The sequence below is a fragment of the Streptomyces sp. NPDC050856 genome (assembly GCF_040653855.1).
Classification (GTDB): domain Bacteria; phylum Actinomycetota; class Actinomycetes; order Streptomycetales; family Streptomycetaceae; genus Streptomyces.
In genome coordinates this window covers 83,060-106,700 of sequence record NZ_JBFAGV010000021.1, presented here as the reverse complement: position 1 = coordinate 106,700, position 23,641 = coordinate 83,060, and the positions used below count along the sequence as shown (strand labels likewise).

The 23,641-nt window shown below is 73.1% G+C and carries 21 protein-coding genes and 2 pseudogenes; 7 read left to right on the top strand and 16 right to left on the bottom strand.

Annotation, left to right across the window (positions count from 1 at the left end):
* Window positions 1–424: 424 nt before the first annotated feature.
* Window positions 425–1,043 (top strand): annotated as a pseudogene (locus AB0H53_RS19850) (LacI family DNA-binding transcriptional regulator).
* Between the two features lie 304 nt (window positions 1,044–1,347).
* Window positions 1,348–2,529, top strand: a complete 1,182-nt coding sequence (locus AB0H53_RS19845; protein ID WP_362114673.1) for a TerD family protein — start codon at window positions 1,348–1,350, stop codon at window positions 2,527–2,529.
* Here AB0H53_RS19845 and AB0H53_RS19840 read toward each other — a convergent pair.
* Window positions 2,504–5,623: a cytochrome P450 gene (locus AB0H53_RS19840; RefSeq protein ID WP_362114656.1), complete on the bottom strand. Its 3,120-nt coding sequence runs from the start codon at window positions 5,621–5,623 to the stop codon at window positions 2,504–2,506. The two genes, AB0H53_RS19845 and AB0H53_RS19840, sit on opposite strands and share 26 nt — an antisense overlap.
* 100 nt (window positions 5,624–5,723) lie before the next feature.
* Between AB0H53_RS19840 and AB0H53_RS19835 the strand changes: the two genes are divergently transcribed.
* Window positions 5,724–6,371, top strand: a complete 648-nt coding sequence (locus AB0H53_RS19835; RefSeq protein WP_362114653.1) for a PAS domain-containing protein — start codon at window positions 5,724–5,726, stop codon at window positions 6,369–6,371.
* 323 nt (window positions 6,372–6,694) lie between these two features.
* On the opposite strand, the gene AB0H53_RS19830 is transcribed toward AB0H53_RS19835, so the two are convergent.
* The gene (locus tag AB0H53_RS19830; protein ID WP_362114651.1) at window positions 6,695–8,143 is read right to left on the bottom strand and encodes a hypothetical protein; all 1,449 of its coding nucleotides are present in this window, start codon (window positions 8,141–8,143) and stop codon (window positions 6,695–6,697) included.
* Between the two features lie 192 nt (window positions 8,144–8,335).
* Between AB0H53_RS19830 and AB0H53_RS19825 the strand changes: the two genes are divergently transcribed.
* Window positions 8,336–10,186 (top strand): endonuclease/exonuclease/phosphatase family protein, encoded by a 1,851-nt coding sequence (locus AB0H53_RS19825; RefSeq protein ID WP_362114648.1) that lies wholly within the window; start codon window positions 8,336–8,338, stop codon window positions 10,184–10,186.
* A gap of 226 nt (window positions 10,187–10,412) precedes the next feature.
* On the opposite strand, the gene AB0H53_RS19820 is transcribed toward AB0H53_RS19825, so the two are convergent.
* The 6 genes and pseudogenes from AB0H53_RS19820 to AB0H53_RS19795 form a co-directional block, all read right to left on the bottom strand.
* Window positions 10,413–10,706 carry a DUF4235 domain-containing protein gene (locus AB0H53_RS19820; protein ID WP_362114645.1) on the bottom strand — a complete coding sequence of 98 codons (294 nt, stop codon included), beginning with the start codon at window positions 10,704–10,706 and terminating at the stop codon, window positions 10,413–10,415.
* Window positions 10,703–10,993 (bottom strand): DUF3618 domain-containing protein, encoded by a 291-nt coding sequence (locus AB0H53_RS19815; RefSeq protein ID WP_362114642.1) that lies wholly within the window; start codon window positions 10,991–10,993, stop codon window positions 10,703–10,705. The genes AB0H53_RS19820 and AB0H53_RS19815 overlap by 4 nt, the downstream gene beginning before the upstream one ends.
* Window positions 10,990–11,379 carry a phage holin family protein gene (locus AB0H53_RS19810; protein ID WP_362114639.1) on the bottom strand — a complete coding sequence of 130 codons (390 nt, stop codon included), beginning with the start codon at window positions 11,377–11,379 and terminating at the stop codon, window positions 10,990–10,992. The genes AB0H53_RS19815 and AB0H53_RS19810 overlap by 4 nt, the downstream gene beginning before the upstream one ends.
* A gap of 701 nt (window positions 11,380–12,080) precedes the next feature.
* The gene (locus AB0H53_RS19805; protein WP_362114636.1) at window positions 12,081–12,308 is read right to left on the bottom strand and encodes a hypothetical protein; all 228 of its coding nucleotides are present in this window, start codon (window positions 12,306–12,308) and stop codon (window positions 12,081–12,083) included.
* Between the two features lie 88 nt (window positions 12,309–12,396).
* Window positions 12,397–13,380, bottom strand: coding sequence for a 2,3,4,5-tetrahydropyridine-2,6-dicarboxylate N-succinyltransferase (gene dapD / locus AB0H53_RS19800; protein ID WP_362114633.1), 984 nt, complete (start codon window positions 13,378–13,380; stop codon window positions 12,397–12,399).
* A 94-nt stretch (window positions 13,381–13,474) separates the two neighbouring features.
* Window positions 13,475–13,685, bottom strand: a pseudogene (locus tag AB0H53_RS19795) (SMR family transporter); the annotation flags it as partial.
* 101 nt (window positions 13,686–13,786) lie between these two features.
* On the opposite strand from AB0H53_RS19795, the gene AB0H53_RS19790 reads away from it, so the two are divergent.
* Window positions 13,787–14,944 carry a hypothetical protein gene (locus tag AB0H53_RS19790; protein ID WP_362114630.1) on the top strand — a complete coding sequence of 386 codons (1,158 nt, stop codon included), beginning with the start codon at window positions 13,787–13,789 and terminating at the stop codon, window positions 14,942–14,944.
* A gap of 89 nt (window positions 14,945–15,033) precedes the next feature.
* Here AB0H53_RS19790 and AB0H53_RS19785 read toward each other — a convergent pair whose 3' ends face one another.
* The 8 genes from AB0H53_RS19785 to AB0H53_RS19750 are packed head-to-tail and all read right to left on the bottom strand — an operon-like array spanning window position 15,034 to window position 21,593.
* A complete protein-coding gene (locus AB0H53_RS19785; protein WP_362114627.1) occupies window positions 15,034–15,372 on the bottom strand; it encodes a metal-sulfur cluster assembly factor in 339 nt (112 codons plus the stop codon).
* On the bottom strand, window positions 15,369–15,833 hold the full coding sequence (gene sufU, locus AB0H53_RS19780) for a Fe-S cluster assembly sulfur transfer protein SufU (protein ID WP_362114624.1): 465 nt from the start codon (window positions 15,831–15,833) through the stop codon (window positions 15,369–15,371). The genes AB0H53_RS19785 and sufU overlap by 4 nt, the downstream gene beginning before the upstream one ends.
* 11 nt (window positions 15,834–15,844) lie before the next feature.
* Window positions 15,845–17,101: a cysteine desulfurase gene (locus AB0H53_RS19775; RefSeq protein WP_362114621.1), complete on the bottom strand. Its 1,257-nt coding sequence runs from the start codon at window positions 17,099–17,101 to the stop codon at window positions 15,845–15,847.
* The gene (gene sufC, locus AB0H53_RS19770) at window positions 17,098–17,862 is read right to left on the bottom strand and encodes a Fe-S cluster assembly ATPase SufC (RefSeq protein WP_362114618.1); all 765 of its coding nucleotides are present in this window, start codon (window positions 17,860–17,862) and stop codon (window positions 17,098–17,100) included. Before sufC ends, AB0H53_RS19775 begins: the two co-directional genes overlap by 4 nt.
* 7 nt (window positions 17,863–17,869) lie before the next feature.
* Window positions 17,870–18,187, bottom strand: coding sequence for a bifunctional 3-phenylpropionate/cinnamic acid dioxygenase ferredoxin subunit (locus AB0H53_RS19765; protein WP_362114615.1), 318 nt, complete (start codon window positions 18,185–18,187; stop codon window positions 17,870–17,872).
* Complete coding sequence (gene sufD, locus AB0H53_RS19760) at window positions 18,187–19,368, bottom strand: Fe-S cluster assembly protein SufD (protein WP_362114612.1); 1,182 nt, start codon at window positions 19,366–19,368, stop codon at window positions 18,187–18,189. Before sufD ends, AB0H53_RS19765 begins: the two co-directional genes overlap by 1 nt.
* Window positions 19,369–19,428: 60 nt before the next feature.
* Window positions 19,429–20,844 (bottom strand): Fe-S cluster assembly protein SufB, encoded by a 1,416-nt coding sequence (sufB, locus tag AB0H53_RS19755; RefSeq protein WP_362114609.1) that lies wholly within the window; start codon window positions 20,842–20,844, stop codon window positions 19,429–19,431.
* Window positions 20,841–21,593 (bottom strand): metalloregulator ArsR/SmtB family transcription factor, encoded by a 753-nt coding sequence (locus tag AB0H53_RS19750; RefSeq protein WP_362114606.1) that lies wholly within the window; start codon window positions 21,591–21,593, stop codon window positions 20,841–20,843. Before AB0H53_RS19750 ends, sufB begins: the two co-directional genes overlap by 4 nt.
* A 327-nt stretch (window positions 21,594–21,920) precedes the next feature.
* Between AB0H53_RS19750 and AB0H53_RS19745 the strand changes: the two genes are divergently transcribed.
* Window positions 21,921–22,844: an ABC transporter ATP-binding protein gene (locus tag AB0H53_RS19745; protein WP_362114603.1), complete on the top strand. Its 924-nt coding sequence runs from the start codon at window positions 21,921–21,923 to the stop codon at window positions 22,842–22,844.
* Window positions 22,844–23,611, top strand: a complete 768-nt coding sequence (locus tag AB0H53_RS19740) for an ABC transporter permease (protein ID WP_362114600.1) — start codon at window positions 22,844–22,846, stop codon at window positions 23,609–23,611. The genes AB0H53_RS19745 and AB0H53_RS19740 overlap by 1 nt, the downstream gene beginning before the upstream one ends.
* Window positions 23,612–23,641: the final 30 nt, after the last annotated feature.

Below are 23,641 nucleotides of genomic sequence, written 5' to 3'. Positions count from 1 at the left end.
ACACCGCCGGTCTGCACAACGTGGCCATGACGTCCAGCCCTTTCATCGGTCCTGAACGCAGGATCACCCCACCCACCACCACCCCGCGCGCCGAGAAATCCCCTCCGGCCCCCTGCTCCGAAGCGGTGACACGGGCCCCCCGGCGCGCCGCCGGCGGTGTCCGGCACGCCCCGCCGGCGGCCCGCGGGGCCCGCCCCGCCCGCCCCCCGGCCGCCGTCCCGCGCCGCCCGGCGGCCCGGCCCGCGCAACTCGGCGCCGTGCGCCCGGCCACCGCCGGTCACCGGGGAAGCGCACGCCGGAGCGCCGAACGGGGGGGTACCGGGAGCTCACGGGCGGGTAACACCCGCGACCGGCGGGTCGGGCGCACCGGCCCGTGGTGCTTCCATGGGGCCCCGCCGAAGGCCGGGTGCCGGGAGGTGACGCGATGGTGACGAGGCGACGCGCGGGCGTGCCCACGCCCGAGGAGGTGGCCGCGCTCGCGGGCGTGGGGCGGGGCACCGTCTCCCGGGTCATCAACGACGCGCCCGGGTGCGGGACTCCACCCGCTCCCTGGTCCAGCGGGCGATCGCCGAGCTCGGCCATGTGCCCGACCGGGCCGCCCGGGCGCCGGCGGGCAGCCGCGCCGGCGCGGTGGCGCTGGTGGTCCCCGAGCCGACGCGGTGGTTCTTCACCGAACCGTTCCGCTCCGACGTCGGGCCCGGCGCCGGCGCCGGGCTCACCGACGCCGATGTGCAGCTGATGCCGACGCTGGTGCGCACCGGCGCTGGACGCGGTGTGCGCCGCGTCGGACGTGATGGCCGCGGGCGCGCCGCACACGCCGCGGGCGGCGGGACGGGCGGGTGCACGGACGACGTGGCGGTGGTCGGGTTCGACGACTCCCCGTCGCCCGGCACACCGATCCCCGGCTGACCTCGGTGGGCCAGCCGGTGGAGGGGATGGGCCGGGCCATGGCCCGGGTGCTGCTGGAGGCGGTCGGCGACCGGGGCGCGGCCCGGCGCCAGGCCGTCCTCGGCACGGAGCTGGTGAGACGCGCGTCGGCGTGAGCCGCCCCGACCGGCCCCGGTGACACGGCGGTTGACGGGTGACGTCCGCCCGGTGCGGCGGCCGGCCTCCCGTGCTGGGACCTCCCGTCCGCCCGGGTGCCCGGGGACGAGTCCCGGGACGACCCGGAGCAGTACGCCGGGAGGCCGGCCGGCGCGCACCGGGAACCGGACGGCACCCTCCGGCCCACGCCCGTCCGGGTGGCGAGTTCCGCGCGGACCCGCCCCCGTGGCGGTACCGGGCCCCGGGCGGTCCCGGGCGGGGGAACGGCGGGGCGGGCTCGCTCGTTACCCCGGCATGACAGCTATGACCCCCGGCTCGAACATCCCTCTCCCCGTCGCCCGGGTGGCGGTGGACGTCGCCGCGCCCGTGCGGCTCGACGTATCGGGCCTGCTGCTCACCGCCGACGGCAAGGTGCGCTCGGACGACGACTTCATCTTCTACAACCAGCCGGCCGGCCCCGGTGTGACGTACCGGTCCGGTGGCGGCGGCGCGCCCGACGCGATCGTGGTGGACACCACCGCCGTCCCGGCCGGCATCGAGAAGATCGTGGTCACCGCGAGCCCGGACGCGGCGGGGCAGACGTTCCAGGGCATCGAACCGACCGCGACCGTCCGTGACGCCGACAGCGGCGGCGAGCTCGCCACCTTCACGCCTCCCGGTCTCGGCACCGAGACCGCGCTGATCGTGGTGGAGATCTACCTGCGGGGCGGCGTGTGGAAGGTCCGGGCGGTGGGGCAGGGTTACGCGAACGGGCTGGCCGGGATCGCCACCGACTTCGGCGTCTCGGTGGACGAGGAGCCCGCCGCCGCGCCGGCCCCGGCGGCCGTTCCCCAGGTCCCCGCGGCCCCGCAGGCCCCCGTCGCCCCGCAGGCACCGGCCGCTCCCCCGGCACCGCCGGCCGGCTCCGGGAAGATCAACCTGGACAAGGGCCGGGTCAGCCTCCGGAAGAACCAGACCGTCTCCCTCGTCAAGGGCGGCCGCCCACTGCTGTCCCAGGTCAAGATGGGCCTGGGCTGGGAGCCGGCCTTCCGCGGCCGGGACATCGACCTCGACGCCTCCGTCATCGCCTACGGCCCCCGGCGCAACCACCAGGACAGCTGCTACTTCGGCAAGCTGTCCATCCTCAACGGCTCCATCAAGCACTCCGGCGACAACCTGACCGGCGAGGGCGCCGGTGACGACGAGGTCATCGTGGTCGACCTGGGGCGGCTGCCCGCCGACACCACCGGCCTGGTGTTCACGGTCAACTCCTTCTCCGGGCAGAAGTTCACCGAGGTCGCCAAGGCCTACTGCCGCCTGATGGACGCGGCGACCGGCGAGGAACTGGTCCGGTTCGACCTCACCACCGCCGAGCCGCAGACCGGCGTGATGATGGCCAAGCTCATCAAGCAGTTCTCCGGCGAGTGGGAGATGACCGCGCTGGGCGACTTCGTGAAGTCCCGGACCGTCCGCGGCATGGTCAAGCCGGCCGCCCAGGCGCTGTAGCGGCGTAGACGTCCTCCACGTACCGCCCCTCGGCGACGAGGCGGTCCAGCCACTCCCCGGCCGCCGCGTCGTCGGCGCCGGGGTTGTGGCGCGTGTACACCGCTCGGAACGCGGCGCGTACGCCGGGCGCCATCCGGGCGGCGTCCCCGCACACGTACACCCGGGCGCCCGCCGCCAGCAGCGGCCACAGCTCGGCGGACTCCGCGTCGATGCGGTGCTGGACGTAACGCTGCCCGGCGACCGGTGCCCGGCTGAAGACCGGGCGCATCGACACGGCGCCCGCGTCCTGCGCCGCGCTCAGTTCCCCGGCGTGCAGGTAGTCGGCGTCCGGGGCGTCGCAGCCGAAGTAGCACAGGGCCGGGCCCAGGCGGCCGCCCGACGCCAGCAGCGCCCGGCGGTCGGCGACGACGCCCCGGAAGGGCGCGAGTCCGGTCCCGGCGGCCACCAGGATCAGCGGCCGGGTGCCGTGGGGCACCCGGAACGCCTCGCGGCACGGCTGGATCCGGGCGAGGACCGTGTCGCCGGGGCGGACCGAGGCCAGGTACGCCGAGCCGGTGCCGGGCGTGTCCGGGCTCACCGAGACCATCAGGTCGACGTGGCCGGGGTCGACGGCCGGTGAGGAGGAGACCGAGTAGGTGCGCGGGCGCATCGGCTCCAGCAGGTCGAGCAGCACCGGCCAGGTCAGCGCCTCCCGCAGCGCAGGGTGGGCCTCGATCAGGTCCAGCAGGCCTGCCGCGCCCGGCTGTGCCGCCCGCAGCGCCGCCCGCTCCGGCGGGCAGGGGTTGAGCTCGGCGAGCCGGGCGAGCCGGCGCGCGTCCGGCCGGTGCCCCAGGTCCACGTGGTGGGTGAGCAGGTCCCGTACGGTCACGGGCCGGTCCACCGCGAGGGCTGCGCGCCCCGGGCGGGCCGGGACCACGTGCAGGACGGTGCCGGGGTCGGCGCCCAGCAGCCGCAGGGCGCGGTCGACCCGCCCGGGCGGGTTGGCGGGCAGCACGGTGAGGTGGTCGGCCGTGCGGTACGAGACGCCCTCCGGCAGCGCCAGCCGGACGAACCGCTTCACCCGGGGGTGCGCCGGGTCGGTCAGGCTCCGGGCGGCGGTCACCGCCATGGGCACGACGCCGTGCCGGGCGGCCAGCGCGTCCAGCGGGCCGCCGGTGAGCTCGGTGACCGTGTACGCGGGCCCTTCGGCGGCCTCCTCGACCGCGGACGCCGGGTCGCCGTACCGCTCCAGCAGGGCCCCGCGCAGGGCGTCGGTGAACGCGCGTACCGCGCCTCCCAGGTCACCGGAGGCGTCCGCCTCGGCCCGGGCGGTCAGCCGGGTGCCGCCCAGTTCGGCGAGCCGGTCGTCGACCAGTCCGGGCACGCGCTGGTAGGTGGCGGCCCAGGTGCGGTCGCCGACGCCCAGCACGGCGTACGGCACGCCCCGCGCCGCGCCCGCCTGCGCCTCCTCCAGCCACTGGACGAACGCGGCGGCGTCATCGGTGGGGCGGCCGTTGTAGGAGGCGGCGACGATGACCACCGGCCGGTCCGCGGGCAGCCCGCCCGCACAGGAGTCCAGCGGCGCGACCGCCGTCTCGCAGCCGATGCCCTCGGCGACGGCGGCCAGGTCCTCCGCGAATCCCCGGCACGTGCCGTAGTTGCTGCCGTGCAGCACCAGCAGCCCGGTGCCGGGACGCACCCGCGCCGGGGCGGTGCCGGCGGTGGCCCGCGCCGGGGCGGCCGGCCGCTCCCGGCGCGGGGAGCGCCGCGTGCGGGGCACGACCATGAGAGTGAGCCCCTCGGGCTTGAGCGTGAGGGACTCCTTGACGCTCAGCAGGTAACCGGTGTGGTCCACCAGCCGGTAGCGGTGCACCAGCATCGCCAGCAGCATGGTCGCCTCGTGCAGCGCGAACTGCCGTCCGATGCAGGCGCGTTCCCCGGTGCCGAAGGGCTTGTAGGCGTGCGCGGAGCGGGCCGCCTCCGCCTCCGGGTCGAACCGGGAGGGGTCGAACAGCTCGGGGTTGTCGCCCCAGACGTCCCCCGCGCGGTGCAGCATCGGCGTCAGGACCACCGCGGACTCCCCGGCGCGCAGCGGGATCCGACCACCGAGCAGGGTGTCCTCACGCGCCTGGCGGCTGAACGCGGCGGCCGTCGGCCACAGCCGCAGCGCCTCGTTGAGCACCTGCCGGGTCCGCCGCAACAGGCCCACCTCCTCGAACGACGGTTCCGGGTCCGGCGCGTCGCCCCACAGCCCGTCCACCTCGCGCTGGAGGGCGCGCAGTTCACCGGGGTGCTTGGAGAGGTAGTACAGCGCGAAGGACAGGGCACCGGAGGTGGTCTCGTGGCCGGCGATGAGGAAGGTGATGACCTGGTTGCGGATGTTCTCGTGGGTCAGACCGGAACCGAGCATGAGACCCATCAGGTCGTCGCCGCCCCGCTCCCCCGACGCCGTACGGGCGCCGATCACGTCGTCCACCACGGAGGCCAGGTGGTCGGCGTCCGCGCGGAACGCCGCGTCCGCCTCGCGGTGGTCCTCCTCCGGGAGCCGCCCGAGGCGGTTCATGCTCCACTCCAGGCAACGCACCATGGCCTGGACGAACGGGTGTCCCTCGGGGCGCTCGAAGGAGCCGAAGTCGTAGCCGAAGCCGGCCAGTCCGATGGTGTCGAGGGTCATCCTCGTCATGTCCTCGGGGACGTCGACGGGCCGGCCGGCCGCCATCCGCGCGTCCCAGGAGCGGATCAGCCGCCGGGCCACCCGCAGCATCACCGGGTGGTAGGTACGCATCGAGCCGAGCGCGAAGGCGGGCATCAGCACGTCGTGCGCCCTGGTCCAGTTCGGTTCGTCGTTGTACGCGGTGAACAGTCCGTCGTGCGCGAACTCACGGACGTTCTCCAGGGCGGGGCCGACGAACTTGGTGAACCGCCGCTCGTCGCAGAGTTCGGCGACCAGGCCGGGATCGCTGACGAAGAGGGTGTCACGGCCGTGCAGCCGGCGCAGGAACACGGGACCGTGGCCGCGTACGAGGTCCATGGCCTGCTGGACGGGGGTGGCCGTCGGGCCGGTGGCGGTGATGTCCACGACGGGTACGCCGGGAAGGGTGGGGCTCTGGGTCATGCCACCACCCTCGCTCCGGGGCCCCGGCCACCTTCGCGTGCGCACTACATGATTCTGTAGTCGGGTGCGGGGATCACGCGGAGACGAGAGCCAGTTGGGCGTGCCGGAGGACATCCTGGACAGCGGGGACCTGGTGGACTGGCGCAATCGCGCGCTGCTGGTCTTCGACCGGGTTCCGGTGCCCATCGCGGTCTGCCGGACGGACGGTCTGATACTGCTGGCCAACCCGGCGATGGCGGCGGAGTGGGGCACCCGCCCGGGCCGGCTGCCCGGCCGCAACGTGCTGGAGCTGTTCCACCCGCGCTCGGCCGACCAGGTGCACCGCATCGTGGAGGCGGTCCGGCTGGGCCACCGGTCCCGCTACCCGGTGCAGGTCCACTGGTCCGCGCCGGACGGCCGCGAGCGGCACGGGGAGCTGACCGCCGACACGGTCAGCGACTCGGCCGACGCCCCGCTGTGGCTGCTGGTGCTGCTGCGGGTGCTCGGCGACCGCCCGGCGCCCCGGCGGGAGGCGGCGGAGGTGGGCCCGGCCGAGAAGCGGATCCTCGCCCTGGCGGCGGGCGGCGCCACCACCGACCGCATCGCCCGGTCGGTCGGCCTCACCGTCGACGGCGTCAACTACCACCTCACCCGGCTGGCCCGGCGCTGGGCCGTCCCCAACCGCACGGCCCTGATCGCCCGCGCGTACGTCCTGGGCGTCCTGTCCCCGGACGCCTGGCCGCCGACGGCCCGCGAGGACACCCCCTGACCGGCCGCCGGGCCGGCCGGGCCGGGCCGGGCGGGGCGGACCGGGCCGGGGAGCGGGTACGGCCGGCGGGCCGTACGGCCGGCCGCCACAAGCGGGGAGCCGGTGCGGACGGGAAGCGGACGGGCCGGGGAGCCGGCGGGCCGGGGAGCGGACGGGCCGGGGAGCCGGCGGGCGGCCGGCGGGTCACCGGCGCCGACACCCGTACGGTCCGGCGGCCGGCGGCGTCCGGTCCGACGGGCCACGGGCGCGACCGCCCCAGGGGCCGGGGGCCGGGCCCGTCGGGACGGGGGGCGCCCCGACGGCCCCGGTCGTCCGGTCCGGGATCAGGCGCCGGCGCGGGAGCGGGCCTTGAAGGCGGCCTTGCGGGCCTCCTTGGCCATCCGCTTGTCCCGGTGCAGCCGGCCCATCGCCTCCAGCACCTCGGGCGTCGCCGGGTGCTCCACCCGCCACGCCGCCTCGAAGAAGCCGCTGTGCTGCCCGGTCAGGCCCTCGACCAGGTCCTGGAGCTCGTCCAGGTCGCCCTCGGCGTCCAGTTGCGCCGCGATGGTGTCGACCGCCAGCCAGAAGATCATGGACTCCGGCGGCGCGGGGACGTCCGCCGCGCCCCGCTCGGCGAGCCACACCCGGGCCAGGCCGCCCAGCTCCGGGTCGTCCAGCACCTCCCGGACGGCCGGCTCGGCGTCGGCGCCGACCAGGGCGAGTGCCTGCTGGCAGTGCAGCCGGCGCAGCGGCGATCCGGCGTCGGCGCCCTTCGCCGCGGCGAGCAGCTCGCGTGCCGCGGGCAGCGGCTCCCGCCCGGCCAGCCACTGGGCCGTCTCCGCCCGGGCGGACGGCTCGGGGAAGCGGGCGAGCCCGTCGAGCAGCGCGTCGGCGCCCTTGTCGGCCAGGTCACCGACGGCCGGGGCGTCCACACCGGCCTCCAGCAGCCGGGAGCGCACCCCGTACAGGCCGAGCGGGGTCAGTCCGACCATGCCGTACCGGGTGACGTCCTCGTCGTCGACGGGCGGCGCGGGCTCCTCGCCCTCCTCCGCCATCAGCGCCTCGTCGACCGGCGTGTACTCGACCAGGCCGGCCGGCTCCAGCACCCGGAACTGGTCGTCCAGCCGCATCATCGCCTCCGACACCTGCTCCAGCACGTCGTCGGTGGGTTCGGCCATGTCGTCGGGGACGATCATGGACGCGGCGAGCGCGGGCAGCGGCACCGGCCCCTCCCCCGGGCCGCCCTCGGTGACGGTGAGCAGGTACAGGTTGCCCAGTACGCCGTCGAGGAACTCGGCCTCCGCCTCCGGGTCCCAGTCCAGCGCGTCCAGGTCGAGTTCGCCCGCCTCGCCCGCGACGTCCGCGATGCCGTCGAGCAGGGGGGCGGTGGCGTCGGCGAACGCGGTCTCCAGGGCGTCCAGCCAGAGCCCCAGGATGTCCTGCGGCGAACCGCCGGTGACCAGTGCGAGGTTGTCGCCGGCGGTCGCCGTCCCGTCGCCGGCCTCGTGGTCCGTCGGGTCCGTCACGACGACGAGCCCGGTGTCGACGGCGACCCGCCACGCCTCACTCGCGTACGCCATGCCGTCGTCGTCGGCCTCCAGGCCGAGCACCGCGGCGGCCTCCGGCAGCTGTTCCTCGACCAGTTCACCGCCGGTGCCGACCCTGGTGGCGGGCCCCGACCAGCGAGCGAGCCGGACGGCCCGGGCCAGCAGGGGGGCGGCGAGCGCGTCCCGCGCCAGCTCCGCGTCCGAACGCAGCCGCACCGGCGGCAGGGTGGGGCGGTCTCCCGACATCAGGGGTATCTCCTCGGGCGTACGTGGTTCCAGGCGGCCCCCAGCGTAGACGTATTCGGGCGCCTCCCCCTCGGTTCATGTACCGGTCAAGCCCCGTCCACCCGGGAACCCTTGACAACCCCCCTCCTCACACAAGACATTGACGCGCGTAGATCACGTTCTGCCCCCACCTCCCACCCTCGGAGCTCTGTGATGTCCTCATCCCTGCCGGCCGCCATGCCGAGAACCGCCGCCGTCTCGGCCGCCGTCGCCGCCGCCCTGGCCGCCGGCCTGCTCACCGGCTCGGCCGCCAGCGCCGCCGGCACCGCCGCCGAACCCGTCCGCATCCACGACATCCAGGGCACCACCCGCATATCCCCGCTCGTCGGGCAGCAGGTCACCGGGGTGTCCGGCGTCGTCACCGGGGTGCGGACCCACGGCTCGCGCGGCTTCTGGTTCCAGGACACCCAGGTCGACGCCGACCCCGCCACCAGCGAGGGCGTCTTCGTCTACACGGGCTCCGCCCCGGCGGTCGCCGTCGGTGACGCGGTCACCGTCTCCGGCACCGTGGGCGAGTACGTACCCGGCGGCGCGAACTCGGGCAACCAGTCCCTCACCCAGATCACCAAGCCCACCGTCACCGTGGTCTCCTCGGGCAATCCGGTGCCCGCGCCCGTGACGGTCTCCGACCGGTCCGTCCCCTCGGCGTACACCCCCGCCGGGGACCCGGCGGCCGGCGGTTCCGTCAACGGCCTGCCACTCCAACCGCGTTCGTACGCCCTGGACTACTACGAGTCCCTGGAGGGCGCCAATGTCCGGATCGGCTCCTCCCGGGTGGTCGGCGCCACCGACCCGCACGCCGAGCTGTGGGTGACGGTGAAGCCCCGTGAGAACGCCGGCGCGCGCGGCGGGGCCGTCTACGGCTCGTACACCGCGCAGAACACCGGCCGTCTGCAGATCCAGTCGCTCACCCCGGTCTCCCAGCAGCCCTTCCCGAAGGCGAACGTCGGCGACTGGCTGACCGGTACGACCGAGGGTCCGCTGGACTTCAACCAGTACGGCGGCTACACCCTCGCCGCCCGTACCCTGGGCACCGTCAGCGACCGGGGCCTGGAGCGCGAGACGACCGAGAAGCAGCGCCGGGGTGAGCTGGCGGTGGCGACGTACAACGTCGAGAACCTCGACCCGACCGACCCGCAGGCGAAGTTCGACGCGCTGGCGAAGGCCGTGGTGGAGAACCTGGCCTCGCCCGACGTCGTCGCCCTGGAGGAGATCCAGGACAACAACGGCGCCAGGAACGACGGGACGGTCGCCGCCGACGAGACGCTGAGGAAGTTCACGGCCGCGATCGTGGCCGCCGGTGGCCCGGCGTACCAGTGGCGTTCGATCGACCCGGTGAACAACAAGGACGGCGGCGAGCCGGGCGGCAACATCCGCCAGGTCTTCCTCTTCAACCCCGAGCGGGTGTCGTTCACCGACCGCGCGGCCGGTGACGCCACGACCGCGACCGGTGTCGTACGGGAGAAGGGCCGGGCCGCCCTCACGCACTCGCCCGGCCGGATCGACCCGGCGAACACCGCCTGGGACAACAGCCGCAAGCCGCTGGCCGGCGAGTTCTCCTTCCGGGGCCGCACCGTGTTCGTGATCGCGAACCACTTCGGCTCCAAGGGCGGCGACGAGTCGCTGGTCTCGCACCACCAGCCGCCGAACCGTTCCTCCGAGACCAAGCGCCTCCAGCAGGCCCAGGCGGTCAACACGTTCGTCAAGGACGTCCTGGGCGTCCAGCGCGACGCCGCGGTCGTCGTCCTCGGCGACATCAACGACTTCGAGTTCTCGCCGACCACGAAGGCGCTGACGGACGGCGGCGCGCTGTACCCGGCGGTCATGTCGCTGCCGCGGAACGAGCGCTACTCGTACGTCTTCCAGGGAAACAGCCAGGTGCTGGACCAGATCCTGACCAGCCCGTCGATCCGCCGCTTCGAGTACGACAGCGTGCACATCAACGCCGAGTTCGCCGAACAGGACAGCGACCACGACCCGCAGGTGCTGCGCTTCCGCCCGTAGGGCCGCGTCCGCCGGCCCGGCCGCCCGCGCCGCGCACCGGCGCGGACGGTCCGGCGCGGACGGTCCGGCCGGCGGGGTTCGGCTGGGGGTCGCTCGCCGGCGACCCCGCTCCGGCTCCACCGGGCAAGGTCCCGGCAGTGTCACGGGCCGCCGCGCGGACGCCCCGGGGCGTCGGCGCGGCGGCCCGTGACATCCCCGGTGGTCCGGGGGCCGGCCGGAGCCGGGGTCAGCCCGGCCAGGTACCGGTCAGACGGCGGACGCCCACCGCGCCGCCGCGGTCCACGGCCGCCTTCACCACGGCGAAGATGGCACCCTGCACGGCAGCCGCCAGCAGGATCTCCTTCCACTCCCGGTCCTCGTCCATCGCGTCCGGCGCGTCGCCGTTCCCGATCGCCGCCCACGCCCGCGAGAACAGCGTGCTCGCCAGGGCACCGCCGCCGAAGCCCAGGAGCATCCCGACCGGCCGGTAGAGCAACTTCTGCTTGCGCTTGCGCTTGTTCTTCTCCGCCACCGCGCTCACCCCCACTTCCCGCGGCGCCGGAGCTGCCGCACGACGATTCCCGCTACGACCACCGCGACCAGGGCCGCGATGACGGGGCCCTGGTGGCGCCGGCCGGTCTCCACGGCCTGGAGCGCCGTGTCGCGCACCGCCTCGGGGGTCCGGTCGTGGACCGCCTGGGCCGCGCGCCGCTTCACATCGGTCTTCGCCATGAGCTGGTCGATGGTGTCGCCCAGCTCCTGCCGTTTGCGCGCCGCCTCCCGGCGGAGCTCGTCGGGCCCCGGCTTGCCGGGTGTCTCAGGTGTCATCGGTGGACCCTCTCCTTGATCTCGTCGACGTCCGAGCGCACACTGTCGATCGCCCGTTCCGGCTTGGGCGGCACCGCCTTCTTCAGCTGCTTGCGACCCAGGACGGCCAGCACGCCGGCCACGGCGAGGAAGACGACGGTCGCGATCAGGACGGCCGCCCACACGTCGAGCGCCAGCGCCAGCAGCGCGGCCAGCGTCGCCCATACGCCGATCAGCCCGACGTACCCGAGGGCCGCCGCGGCTCCCAGCAGGCCGCCGCCCTTGCCCGCGCGTTTGCCCTTCTGCGCCATTTCGGCCTGCGCGGTGCGCAGCTCGGTCCTGACCAGGTCGGAGAGCTGCTCCGACGCCTGCTTCACCAGCTCACTGACCGACGGTTCTCCGGCCACGCGGATCGCCTCCCATCTCGTTACGGGGCGTACAGGGTCGTACGGGAAGGCTCGGGTACCCCGGCGGGGCGGTTGTGGAACCACGCCGTCGCACCGATGGCGCACCGGCCGACGCGGCGCACTGTCCAGCGAGGCTTCCACCGGGGGGACCCCACGGCCCCTCCACCCCGTCCGGCCGCGCGCTCCGCGCGATGGTGAGGCCTGCGCCGCCGCCGGCCGGCTCGGCCCGGACCGGGCGCGAGCTCGCCGCCTCCCTGGTGGCGGACGCTGCCCCGGGCTGTTCCTGAACGGCCACCGGTGAGCCCCCGCCGACCGGGCGACGAGAGGACGGCGCCGGTACGGGCGGTGCGCGAGGCTGCCGGGCCGCGCACCCGCCGGCGTACGACTCGGGCGGTGCGGGGCTGCGCCCGCCCCGGTACGCGGTGGGCGGCGCGGGCTTCGGGCTTCATCAGCACGGTGAGGGGCCGATGGTGGCGCCGGGCCGCCGCGCGCGGTACTCAACGCCGCCGACGCGGTGGCACGGCGGAGGCCGCCCGGCTCAACGCCCTGCCGCTGCCGGCGGCGCTGACGAGGGCGTCCGGGGCGTGCCGGGCACGGTGATCGTGAAGGTGCTGGCCGGCCGCGGGACCGGTGCGCGAACCGGTGCGGCCCGCGGACCGGGAGACGGTCCGCGGGCCGCGGGCGGCGTGCCGGGAGCTGCTTCAGCCGGCGGAGTTCTCGGTCATGTGGGTGGCGCCGAGGACCGTGGCGTGCTCCAGGACGTCCTCCAGCGGGTCGTCGATCTGCCCGGTCGAGATGAGCGCGATACGGGGACCGTTGTCGGAGCCCTGGTGCGTCTCGTCGGCGTACGCCACCGAGGAGGTGAGCGCGACGGGCAGCGCCGCCGCCAGCGTCAGCACACCTGAAACGATCAACCTGCTGGTCTTCATGTCGGTTCCTCGCCTTGCCTGTTCGTCCGATCGGTGCCGACCTGTTTATCCACCCGACCGGCCCAAAGGTCACGCACCATCACACGAATCAGTTGTGGCTGTGCAGGATGTCGTTCAGACCGCCCCAGACCGCGTTGTTGGGGCGGGCCTCGACCGTGCCGGTGACGGAGTTGCGGCGGAAGAGGATGTGGGAGGCACCGGACAGCTCGCGGGCCTTGACGATCTGCCCGTCGGGCATGGTGACCCGGGTACCGGCGGTGATGTAGAGACCGGCCTCGACCACGCACTCGTCGCCGAGGGCGATGCCGACGCCCGCCTCGGCACCGATCAGGCAGCGCTCCCCGACGGAGATGATCACGTTGCCGCCGCCGGAGAGGGTGCCCATGGTGGAGGCGCCGCCACCGATGTCGGAACCGTCGCCGATGACGACGCCGGCGGAGATGCGGCCCTCGACCATGGAGGTGCCGAGCGTCCCGGCGTTGAAGTTGACGAAGCCCTCGTGCATGACGGTGGTCCCGGCGGCGAGGTGGGCGCCGAGCCTGACGCGGTCGGCGTCGGCGATGCGGACACCCCTGGGGGCCACGTAGTCCGTCATGCGCGGGAACTTGTCGACGCTGGTGACCTGCAGGTGCAGGCCCTCGGCGCGGGCGTTGAGCCGCACCCTCTCGATGTCGTCCACGGCCACGGGACCCAGGCTGGTCCACGCCACGTTGGCGAGCAGCCCGAAGATGCCGTCCAGGTTCTGGCCGTGCGGCTTGACCAGGCGGTGGCTGAGCAGGTGCAGGCGCAGGTAGGCGTCGTGCGCGTCGAGCGGCTTGTCGTCCAGCGAGGCGATGACCGTGCGGACGGCGATCACCTCGACGCCGCGCCGGGCGTCCACGCCGACGGCCTTGGCCGCGCCCTCACCCATGAGGTTGACGGCCTCGTCGGCGGTGAGCCGCCGGGTGCCGGAGGGGCCGGGCTCGGCCGTGAGCTCGGGAGCGGGGAACCAGGTGTCGAGAACGGTGCCGTCGCCGGCGACGGTGGCGAGTCCGGCGGCGACGGCGCCGGTGGTGCGAGGTGCAGAAGTCATGACACGAAACCTAACCGGCGGCGCCCCGCCCGGGCGAACCGGTCTCAGGTCCCGGTCGGCACGGCACCGCCGGCGGCCCTCCGGAATGCCTCTTCGCGTACGCCGTTCCCACCGGCAGGGTGCGCGGTGTCCGCCGAGCAGGGCGAAGGCGAGCAGGTGAAGGCGAGCAGGTAGCCCGCCGCGGTGAGCAGCGAGGGCCAGAGCCGGGTGAAGCCGTGGCGGTACTTCACGGCCGCCGTGCCGGCCACCTCCGCCGCGACCGCCGCGGCCGGCAGTCCGTATCCCGTGCGTACGAGCGTGCGCACGGCTGTGTACAGGCGTACGCATCGGTGCCGGATAACGTGTCCACGTCAGAAGACCGGCTCGGCCGACCGGGCCGGGGATCGACAGGGAGTGACGACGACGCATGACGCACACCATCGCGGGGGACCAGCCTCCGGGCGCGCACGGACCACGGGACCCGCACGCCCCCCAGGGCCCCGGTGCCCCGGGTGGCCCGCAGGGCCCGGGCGCCCCGTACGGCTGGGGTGGTGGCTGGGCCCCTCCCCCGCCGCCCAGGCCGGGCGTGATACCCCTGGCTCCGCTGGGCCTCGGTGACATCCTGGGCGGCGCCTTCACCACGCTGGGCCGCCACTGGAGGACGCTGCTGGGCGTCGCGCTCGCCGTGTACGGCACGGCGGCCCTGGTGATCGGCGCCGGGCTGGGCGCGGCGTACCTGGCGGTCGGGAGCCGGCTGGACCGGATGCTGCACTGGACGGGCGGGGTGTCGCCGGCCCCGGGCGACTTCCTGCCGCTGGTGTACGCCTTCGCCGGGGCGTACCTCTTCGCCGCGGTGGTCCTGCTGATCGCCGGCGCCATGGTCCAGGCGAGCTGCGCGGCCGTGCTCCAGGAGGCGGTCCTGGGCCGGCCGGCCACGTTCGGCGCGGTGTGGCGCCGGGCGTGGCGGCGGATGGGAGCGGTACTCGGCACGGTGCTGCTGGTCGCGCTGGTCGCGGCCGTCCCGGCGCTGCTGCTGCTGGGCGCCTTCGTCGGACTGGTCCTGTCGTTCGTCTCGATGGCCCTCGACGGCTCGTCCGGGTTCGGGCTGTTCCTGCTGTGCCTGCTGGGCGCGCTGGTCACCGGCCCGGTGGCCGCCTGGCTGTGGGTGCGCTACAGCCTCGCCCCGGCCGTCGCGGTCTTCGAGGGGGCGGGCGCCCGGACGGCGATGAGCCGCTCGGCCCAGCTCGTGCGCGGCTCCTGGTGGCGGATCTTCGGCATCGCGCTGCTCGGCTACGCCATCGCCGCCCTCGCCAACTACCTCGTCCAGCTGCCGCTGTCGCTGCTGAACATGCTGCCCTCCACCCTGACGGACCCGGACGAGACCTCCGGCAGCGCCCTCGCCGTCACGCTCCTGCTCACGACCCTGGTGGTCGGCCTGATCGCCGTGGTGGTCGGGCAGATCCTCACGGCGGCCTTCCCCGTCCTGGTGACCGGCCTGCTCTACGTCGACCAGCGCATCCGCAAGGAGGACCTGGCGGCGGCCCTGGCCCGGGCGGCGGGCGCCGATTCCCCCGCCGGCCCCTGACGCGCGAACGGCCGTGCCCGCCAGTACGCACTGGCGGGCACGGCCGTCGCGGGCCCGGGGCCGAACGCCCCGGGCCGGAAGACAAGGTGTCAGACGTTGAAGCCGAGGGCGCGGAGCTGCTCCCGGCCGTCATCGGTGATCTTGTCCGGGCCCCACGGCGGCATCCAGACCCAGTTGATCTTCAGGTCGCTGACGATGCCGTCGGTCGCGGACTTGGCCTGGTCCTCGATCACATCGGTCAGCGGGCAGGCCGCCGACGTCAGCGTCATGTCCAGCGTCGCCACGTTCGACTCGTCGACGTGGATGCCGTAGATCAGGCCGAGGTTGACGACGTCGATGCCCAGCTCGGGGTCCACGACGTCGTACAGCGCCTCGCGGACCTCCTCCTCGGACGCCGGCTTCATCTGGACCGTCTCGTTCTCGCTCATGCGCTCTTCCTCTCCGCGCCCTCACCCAGTGCCTGGGCCGTCGCGTCCTTCCACGCCATCCAGCTCAGCAGCGCGCACTTCACCCGGGCGGGGTACTTGGAGACACCGGCGAACGCGACGGCGTCCTCCAGGACGTCCTCCATCCGCTCGTCGGGCTCGATCCGGCCCTTGGACTGCATCAGCTCCAGGAAGGTGTCCTGGATCGTGCGCGCCTCGTCGAGCTCCTTGCCAACCAGCAGTTCGTTCAGCACGGAGGCGGAGGCCTGGCTGATGGAGCAGCCCTGCCCCTCGTACGAGACGTCCGCGATGCGCGAGCCGTCGTACTTCACCCGCAGGGTGATCTCGTCGCCGCAGGTGGGGTTGACGTGGTGCACCTCGGCGTCGCCGTCCCGCAAGCCCCGCCCGTGCGGGTGCTTGTAGTGGTCCAGGATGACGTCCTGGTACATCGAATCCAGCTTCACGCGTCAGCCCCTCATCCGAAGAAGTTGCGGACGTGCTCCAGGCCGTCGACCAGGGCATCGACCTCGGCCGGCGTGGAGTACAGATAGAAAGACGCCCGGGTGGTCGCGGGAATTCCGTACCGCAGGCAGACCGGCCGCGCGCAGTGGTGGCCCACCCGGACCGCGATGCCCTGCTCGTCCAGTACCTGGCCCACGTCGTGCGGGTGGATGTCGCCGAGCGTGAAGGAGATCGCCGCGCCCCGGTCCTCGGCCGTCACCGGGCCGACGATCCGCAGGTCGGGAACCTCCTGGAGGCGGCGCAGCGCGTACTCGGTGAGCGCGTGCTCATGTGCGGCGATCTTGTCCATGCCGATCGCCGACAGGTAGTCCACCGCCGCGCCCAGACCGACCGCCTGGGCGATCGGAGGCGTGCCCGCCTCGAACTTGTGCGGCGCGGGAGCGTACGTCGAGGAGTTCATCGACACGGTCTCGATCATCTCCCCGCCACCCAGGAACGGCGGGAGGTCCTCCAGCAGCTCCTGGCGCCCCCACAGCACGCCGATGCCGTTGGGGCCGCACATCTTGTGGCCGGTGAAGGCCACGAAGTCGGCCTGGAGGGCCTGCACGTCCAGCACCATGTGCGGGGCGGCCTGCGAGGCGTCGATGCAGACCAGCGCGCCCACGTCCTGGGCGCGGCGCACGATCGCCTCGACCGGGTTGCGGGTGCCCAGGATGTTGGAGGCCAGCACAAAGGAGACGATCTTCGTCTTCTCGTTGATGATCTCGTCGATACCGGAGAGGTCGAGGCGGCCGTCGTCGGTCAGCCCGAACCACTTCAGCTTCGCGCCGGTGCGCTGCGAGAGCAGCTGCCACGGGACGATGTTGGAGTGGTGCTCCATCTCCGTGATGACGATCTCGGTGTCCTGGTCGACCCGGTAGGGCTCGTCGGCCCAGCCGAGCATGTTGGCGACGAGGTTGAGCGACTCGGAGGCGTTCTTGGTGAAGATCACCTCGTTGCGGCTCGGCGCGTTGATGAAGGCGGCGACCTTGTCGCGCGCTCCCTCGTACAGCGCCGTGGCCTCCTCGGCCAGCACGTGCACGCCACGGTGCACATTGGCGTTGTGCTGCTCGTAGTACTCGCTGAGCACGTCGAGCACCTGGCGCGGGAGCTGCGAGGTCGCCGCGTTGTCCAGGTACACGAGCTTCTTGCCGTCGTGGAGCACCCGGTCGAGGATCGGGAAGTCCTTGCGGATCGCCTCGGTGTCGAGGAGGCCCGGCAGCTGCGTCACGCGGATACGCCACCCTTCGTGTATGCCTCGTAGCCCTCGGCCTCCAGCTTGTCGGCGAGCTCGGGGCCGCCCGACTCGACGATCCGGCCGCCGGCGAAGACGTGGACGTGGTCGGGCTTGATGTACCGCAGGATGCGCGTGTAGTGCGTGATCAGCAGGGTGCCGACCTCACCGGTCTCGCGGACCCGGTTGACGCCCTCGGAGACGATGCGCAGCGCGTCGACGTCCAGGCCGGAGTCGGTCTCGTCCAGGACGGCGATCTTCGGCCTGAGCAGTTCGAGCTGAAGGATCTCGTGGCGCTTCTTCTCACCGCCCGAGAAGCCCTCGTTGACGTTGCGCTCGGCGAAGGCCGGGTCCATGTTGAGGCGCTGCATGGCCTCCTTGACCTCCTTCACCCAGGTGCGCAGCTTGGGGGCCTCGCCGCGCATCGCGGTGGCGGAGGTGCGCAGGAAGTTGGAGACCGACACACCGGGGACCTCGACCGGGTACTGCATCGCCAGGAACACGCCGGCGCGGGCACGCTCGTCGACGGACATCTCCAGGACGTCCTCGCCGTCGAGCGTGACGGTGCCGCCGGTGACCGTGTACTTGGGGTGGCCGGCCAGCGAGTACGCGAGGGTCGACTTGCCGGAGCCGTTGGGGCCCATGATGGCGTGGGTCTCGCCCTGCTTCACGGTCAGGTCGACGCCCTTGAGGATCTCCTTCGTGGCGTTGTCGGCCTCGACGGAGACGTGCAGGTCGCGGATTTCAAGCGTTGCCATGGGTGACTCAGGACTCCTGGGTGACGGAGACGAGCACATCGTCCCCTTCGATCTTTACGGGATATACGGGGACGGGGCGCGTCGCGGGAAGGCCGGACGGCTTGCCGGTACGGAGGTCGAAGCTGGAACCGTGCAGCCAGCACTCGATGGCACAGTCCTCCACCTCGCCCTCCGACAGCGAGACGTTCGCGTGCGAACAGATGTCGTTGATCGCGAACACCTCCCCGTCGGTCTGGACCAGGGAGACCGGCGTGCCGTCGATTTCCACCCGCTTCGGGGTGTCCTCCTCCAGCTCGCTCAGCCCGCAGGCTCGGACGAAGGCCATCAGACGGACGCCTCCAGCTCCGCCTCGATCTTGGTGAGGAGGCGCTCCTCCACGTCCGGCAGACCGATCTGCTGGACGAGCTCGGCGAAGAAGCCGCGGACGACGAGACGGCGGGCCTCGACCTCCGGGATGCCCCTGGCCATCAGGTAGAAGAGCTGCTCGTCGTCGAAGCGGCCGGTGGCCGAGGCGTGGCCGGCACCGGCGATCTCACCGGTCTCGATCTCCAGGTTGGGCACGGAGTCGACCCGGGCGCCGTCGGTCAGAACCAGGTTGCGGTTCATCTCGTAGGTGTCGGTGCCCTCGGCCGCCGCGCGGATGAGGACGTCACCGATCCACACGGCGTGCGCCTGGTCGCCCTGGAGGGCGCCCTTGTACACGGCGTTGGACTTGCAGTGCGGGGTGTTGTGGTCGACCAGCAGGCGGTGCTCGTGGTGCTGGCCCTTGTCGGTGAAGTACAGGCCGAACAGCTCCGCCTCGCCGCCGGTGCCGGCGTAGCTGACGCGAGGGTGGAGACGGACCAGGTCACCGCCGAAGGTGACGATGACGGACTTGAAGCTCGCGTCCCTGCCGACCAGCGCGTTCTGCTGGGCGACGTGGACGGTCTTCTCGTCCCAGTCCTGGACGGAGACGACGGTGAGCTTGGCGCCGTCGCCCAGGACGTAGTCGACGTTGGCGGCGAGCACCGCGTCGCCGGTGTGGTCGATGACCACGACGGCCTCGGCGAACGCGCCGAGCTCGACGACCTGGTGGGCGAAGGCCGTGCCGCCCTCGCCGTGCACGGCGATCCTGACCGGCTCGGTGAGCACGGTGTCCTTGGGCACGGTGACGACCGAGGCCTTCTCGAAGGCGGAGTACGCCTGGGCGGCGATCCGGTCCACCGGGGTGCCGGCCCTGCCGAGCCGCGCGTCGTCGCGGCCGACCGTCTCGACGGTGACGCCCTCGGGCGCCTCCACCTCCACCCGCACCCCGTCGCCGGTGGCGATCGCGGTGCCGTCGTGCAGCCCGCGCAGGCGGTCCAGCGGAGTGAACCTCCACTCCTCCTCGCGGCCGTGCGGGACGGGGAAGTCCGCCACGTCGAAGGACGGGGGCGCGCTCATCCGGGTGGCGACGGTGGACTCGGCGGCCACCGCGATGGAACCGGCGGTGGTCGAGCCCGCCGGGATGTTCTGGGCCTCAGCCATGGCTGTCGTGGTGCTCGCTTTCTCAGTCAAGAAGTCTGGCGCTGCTGCGTGCGGGGGGCGTCAGCCCACCGCGCCTTCCATCTGCAGCTCGATCAGCCGGTTGAGCTCCAGCGCGTACTCCATGGGCAGCTCCTTGGCGATCGGCTCGACGAAGCCGCGCACGATCATCGCCATCGCCTCGTCCTCCGACAGGCCGCGGCTCATCAGGTAGAAGAGCTGGTCCTCGGAGACCTTGGAGACGGTCGCCTCGTGGCCCATGGACACGTCGTCCTCCCGCACGTCCACGTAGGGGTACGTGTCGGAACGGGAGATCGTGTCGACGAGCAGCGCGTCGCACAGCACGTTGGACTTGGACCCGGCGGCACCCTCGCCGATCTCGATGAGACCGCGGTAGGAGGTGCGGCCGCCGCCCCGCGCCACCGACTTGGAGACGATGTTGGAGGAGGTGTTCGGGGCCATGTGGACCATCTTGGCGCCGGCGTCCTGGTGCTGGCCCTCGCCCGCGAAGGCGATGGACAGGGTCTCGCCCTTGGCGTGCTCGCCCATCAGGTAGACGGCCGGGTACTTCATCGTCACCTTGGAGCCGATGTTGCCGTCGACCCACTCCATGGTCGCGCCCTCGTAGGCGACGGCGCGCTTGGTGACCAGGTTGTAGACGTTGTTCGACCAGTTCTGGATGGTCGTGTAACGGCAGCGGGCGCCCTTCTTGACGATGATCTCGACCACGGCGCTGTGCAGCGAGTCCGAGGAGTAGATCGGGGCGGTGCAGCCCTCGACGTAGTGGACGTAGGCGTCCTCGTCGACGATGATCAGCGTCCGCTCGAACTGGCCCATGTTCTCCGTGTTGATGCGGAAGTAGGCCTGGAGCGGGATCTCGACGTGCACGCCCTTCGGCACGTAGATGAACGAGCCGCCGGACCACACCGCGGTGTTCAGCGACGCGAACTTGTTGTCGCCGACCGGGATGACCGTGCCGAAGTACTCCTGGAAGAGCTCCGGGTGCTCCTTGAGCGCGGTGTCGGTGTCGAGGAAGATGACGCCCTGCTCCTCCAGGTCCTCGCGGATCTGGTGGTAGACGACCTCGGACTCGTACTGCGCGGCGACACCGGCGACCAGGCGCTGCTTCTCCGCCTCGGGGATGCCGAGCTTGTCGTACGTGTTCTTGATGTCCTCCGGCAGGTCCTCCCAGGACTCGGCCTGCTTCTCGGTGGACCGGACGAAGTACTTGATGTTGTCGAAGTCGATGCCCGACAGGTCGGAGCCCCAGCTCGGCATGGGCTTCTTGTCGAACAGGCGCAGACCCTTCAGCCGAAGCTTCAGCATCCACTCGGGCTCGTTCTTCTTCCCCGAGATGTCGCGGACGACGTCCTCGGAGAGACCGCGCTTGGCGGTGGCGCCGGCCGCGTCCGAGTCGGCCCAGCCGTACTCGTACCGACCCAGGCCCTCAAGCTCGGGGTGGCTGATCTCGGTGGTCATGCGGGGTTCCTCCCGGCCGTACTGGTGGATGCTGATGGGGTTGTGGTCTGCGGGGTGCCGTGCGTCGGGATGTACGTGGTGCACACCCCGTCTCCGTGCGCGATGGTCGCCAGCCGCTGGACGTGGGTCCCCAGGAGCCGGGAGAAGATCTCCGTCTCCGCCTCGCACAGCTGGGGGTACCGCTCCGCGACGTGCGCGACCGGGCAGTGGTGCTGGCACAGCTGCTGTCCGACCGGGGCGTTGCGCGCCGTCGCAGCGTACCCGTCCGCGCTGAGCGCTCTGGCGAGCGCCTCGGCGCGCTTCTCGGGCGGCGCCGCCTCGACGGCCTCGCGGTACGCCTCGGCCTGGGTCCGGATCCGGTCCCGGGCGAAGGCCGCGACGGCGGCCTCCCCTTCGGGGCCGCCGCCCGCGGCGCGCTCGATCCAGCGCAGGGCGTCGACCGCGAGCTTGTCGTAGGACTGGTCGAAGGCGTCCCGGCCGCAGTCGGTCAGGGCGAACACCTTGGCCGGCCGTCCCCGGGTGCGGGCGCCGTAGACCCGCTGCTCGCGGGGGGCCACGACGTCGTCGGCGACCAGGGCGTCGAGGTGGCGCCGGACGGCGGCCTGGGTCAGCCCGAGGCGCCCGGCCAGCTCCGCCACGGTGGACGGGCCGTGGTCCAGGATGGACCGCGCGACCCGGTTGCGCGTCGAGCGCTCTCCGGTCGCGAGCTCCTCCCCTGGAGTCGTGGGGGCCTCGCCAACGTTTTTCACAACGCCATTGTTGCGTAATTCCCGAGGGAGTGACAAGCGGCGTCGGGATCACCGGCGGTGCCGTACATCACTAAGGGAAACCTAACCTGACCTGCGGAAACGATCACCTGACGGCGACTTCCGGCCTGCCGCCGGGGCCGCGCCCACGGCGCTCGCCACACCTCCGGGACCCCCTCTGACCGGCGCCTTCGGCATTCCGCCGGGCCGGCGGCGGCCGTTCCCGGCGCCCTCTTCCGGACGCGTCCGCCCCTTTGCGTCCGATCGGGTGGGGCACCGTCCCGCGCCCCCGTGCCCCGCCGGGCCGGGGACGCTCCTTAGACTCCCCCCATGCGATACGAGTCCGTCGTCCAGGTCCGGGGCCTGGTCAAGCGGTACGGGACCAAGACCGCGGTGGACGGCCTCGACCTCGATGTCGGCGCCGGGACGGTCACCGCCGTCCTCGGCCCCAACGGGGCCGGCAAGACCACCACCGTGGAGACCTGCGAGGGCTACCGCCGCGCCGATTCCGGCACCGTGCGCGTCCTCGGCCTGGACCCCGTCACCGACGCGGCGCGGCTGCGGCCCCGCGTCGGCGTGATGCTCCAGTCCGGCGGCGTCTACTCCGGCGCCCGCGCCGACGAGATGCTGCGGCACATGGCCAGGTTGCACGCCCACCCCCTGGACGTGGACGCGCTGATCGAGCGCCTCGGACTCGGCTCCTGCGGGCGCACCACCTACCGCCGGCTCTCCGGCGGCCAGCAGCAGCGCCTGGCGCTCGCCATGGCCGTCGTCGGCCGGCCCGAGCTGGTCTTCCTGGACGAGCCGACCGCCGGCCTGGACCCGCAGGCCCGCCGGTCGACCTGGGAGCTGGTGCGCGAGCTGCGCGCCGACGGGGTCACGACCGTGCTGACCACGCACTACATGGACGAGGCCGAAGAGCTCGCCGACGACATAGCGATCATCGACGCGGGCCGGGTCGTCGCCCAGGGCAGCCCCGAGGAGCTGTGCCGGGGCGGCGCCGAGAACACCCTGAGCTTCACCGGCCGTCCCGGCCTGGACCTCGCCTCGCTGCTGAAGGCACTGCCCCACGGGACGGCCGCCGCCGAGCTCACCCCGGGCGCGTACCGCATCAGCGGCACGGTCGATCCCCAGCTGCTCGCCACGGTCACCACGTGGTGCGCGCAGCACGGGGTGATGCCCGAGGGCATCGCGGTCGAGCGCCACACCCTCGAAGACGTGTTCCTCACGCTCACCGGCAAGGAGCTGCGCTGATGAGCGCCGGTACCCACACCCCCAGGCCGGGCGCCGCGCCGGTCGGCAGGATGATCGTCGCGCAGGCCGCGTTCGAGACCAGGATGCTGCTGCGCAACGGGGAGCAGCTGCTGCTCACCGTGGTGATCCCGTCCCTCCTGCTGGTGCTGTTCTCCACGGTCGACGTCGTCGACACCGGCGAGGGCCGGGCGGTGGACTTCCTCGCCCCGGGCGTCCTGGCGCTCGCCGTGATGTCCACGGCCTTCACCGGCCAGGCCATCGCGACCGGCTTCGAGCGGCGGTACGGGGTGCTCAAGCGGCTGGGCGCCTCCCCGCTGCCCCGCTGGGCGCTGATGACCGCCAAGACCCTGGCGGTGCTGGTCACCGAGGTGCTCCAGATCGTCCTGCTGACGGTGATCGCCCTGGCGCTGGGCTGGTCGCCGCGGGGCAACCCGCTGTGGGTGCTGCTGCTGCTCGTACTGGGTACGGCGGCGTTCTCGGGCCTCGGGCTGCTGATGGCCGGCACGCTGCGGGCGGAGGCGACCCTGGCCGCCGCCAACCTGGTGTTCCTGCTGCTGCTGGTGGGCGGCGGGGTGATCGTGCCGCTGGACAGGTTCCCCGGGGCGGCGCGGTCGGTGCTGGAGCTGCTGCCCATCTCGGCGCTCTCCGAAGGGCTGCGGGACGTGCTGCGGCACGGGGGCGGGCTGCCGGGCGCCGAGCTGGGGATCCTGGCCGCGTGGGCGGTGCTGGGGCTGGGCGCGGCGGCGCGGTTCTTCCGCTGGGAGTGAGCCCCGTGTCCGTTCCGCACCCCTCGTGAA

Coding starts and splice junctions, on each gene's coding strand:
- AB0H53_RS19790 (WP_362114630.1), top strand. CDS start 13,787: ATGACGCACACCATCGCGGGGGACCAGCCTCCGGGCGCGCACGGACCA.
- AB0H53_RS19815 (WP_362114642.1), bottom strand. CDS start 10,993: ATGACACCTGAGACACCCGGCAAGCCGGGGCCCGACGAGCTCCGCCGG.
- AB0H53_RS19740 (WP_362114600.1), top strand. CDS start 22,844: ATGAGCGCCGGTACCCACACCCCCAGGCCGGGCGCCGCGCCGGTCGGC.
- sufD (WP_362114612.1), bottom strand. CDS start 19,368: ATGGCTGAGGCCCAGAACATCCCGGCGGGCTCGACCACCGCCGGTTCC.
- AB0H53_RS19765 (WP_362114615.1), bottom strand. CDS start 18,187: ATGGCCTTCGTCCGAGCCTGCGGGCTGAGCGAGCTGGAGGAGGACACC.
- AB0H53_RS19805 (WP_362114636.1), bottom strand. CDS start 12,308: ATGAAGACCAGCAGGTTGATCGTTTCAGGTGTGCTGACGCTGGCGGCG.
- AB0H53_RS19830 (WP_362114651.1), bottom strand. CDS start 8,143: ATGTCGGGAGACCGCCCCACCCTGCCGCCGGTGCGGCTGCGTTCGGAC.
- sufC (WP_362114618.1), bottom strand. CDS start 17,862: ATGGCAACGCTTGAAATCCGCGACCTGCACGTCTCCGTCGAGGCCGAC.
- AB0H53_RS19825 (WP_362114648.1), top strand. CDS start 8,336: ATGTCCTCATCCCTGCCGGCCGCCATGCCGAGAACCGCCGCCGTCTCG.
- sufB (WP_362114609.1), bottom strand. CDS start 20,844: ATGACCACCGAGATCAGCCACCCCGAGCTTGAGGGCCTGGGTCGGTAC.
- AB0H53_RS19845 (WP_362114673.1), top strand. CDS start 1,348: ATGACCCCCGGCTCGAACATCCCTCTCCCCGTCGCCCGGGTGGCGGTG.
- dapD (WP_362114633.1), bottom strand. CDS start 13,380: ATGACTTCTGCACCTCGCACCACCGGCGCCGTCGCCGCCGGACTCGCC.
- AB0H53_RS19785 (WP_362114627.1), bottom strand. CDS start 15,372: ATGAGCGAGAACGAGACGGTCCAGATGAAGCCGGCGTCCGAGGAGGAG.
- AB0H53_RS19745 (WP_362114603.1), top strand. CDS start 21,921: ATGCGATACGAGTCCGTCGTCCAGGTCCGGGGCCTGGTCAAGCGGTAC.
- AB0H53_RS19840 (WP_362114656.1), bottom strand. CDS start 5,623: ATGACCCAGAGCCCCACCCTTCCCGGCGTACCCGTCGTGGACATCACC.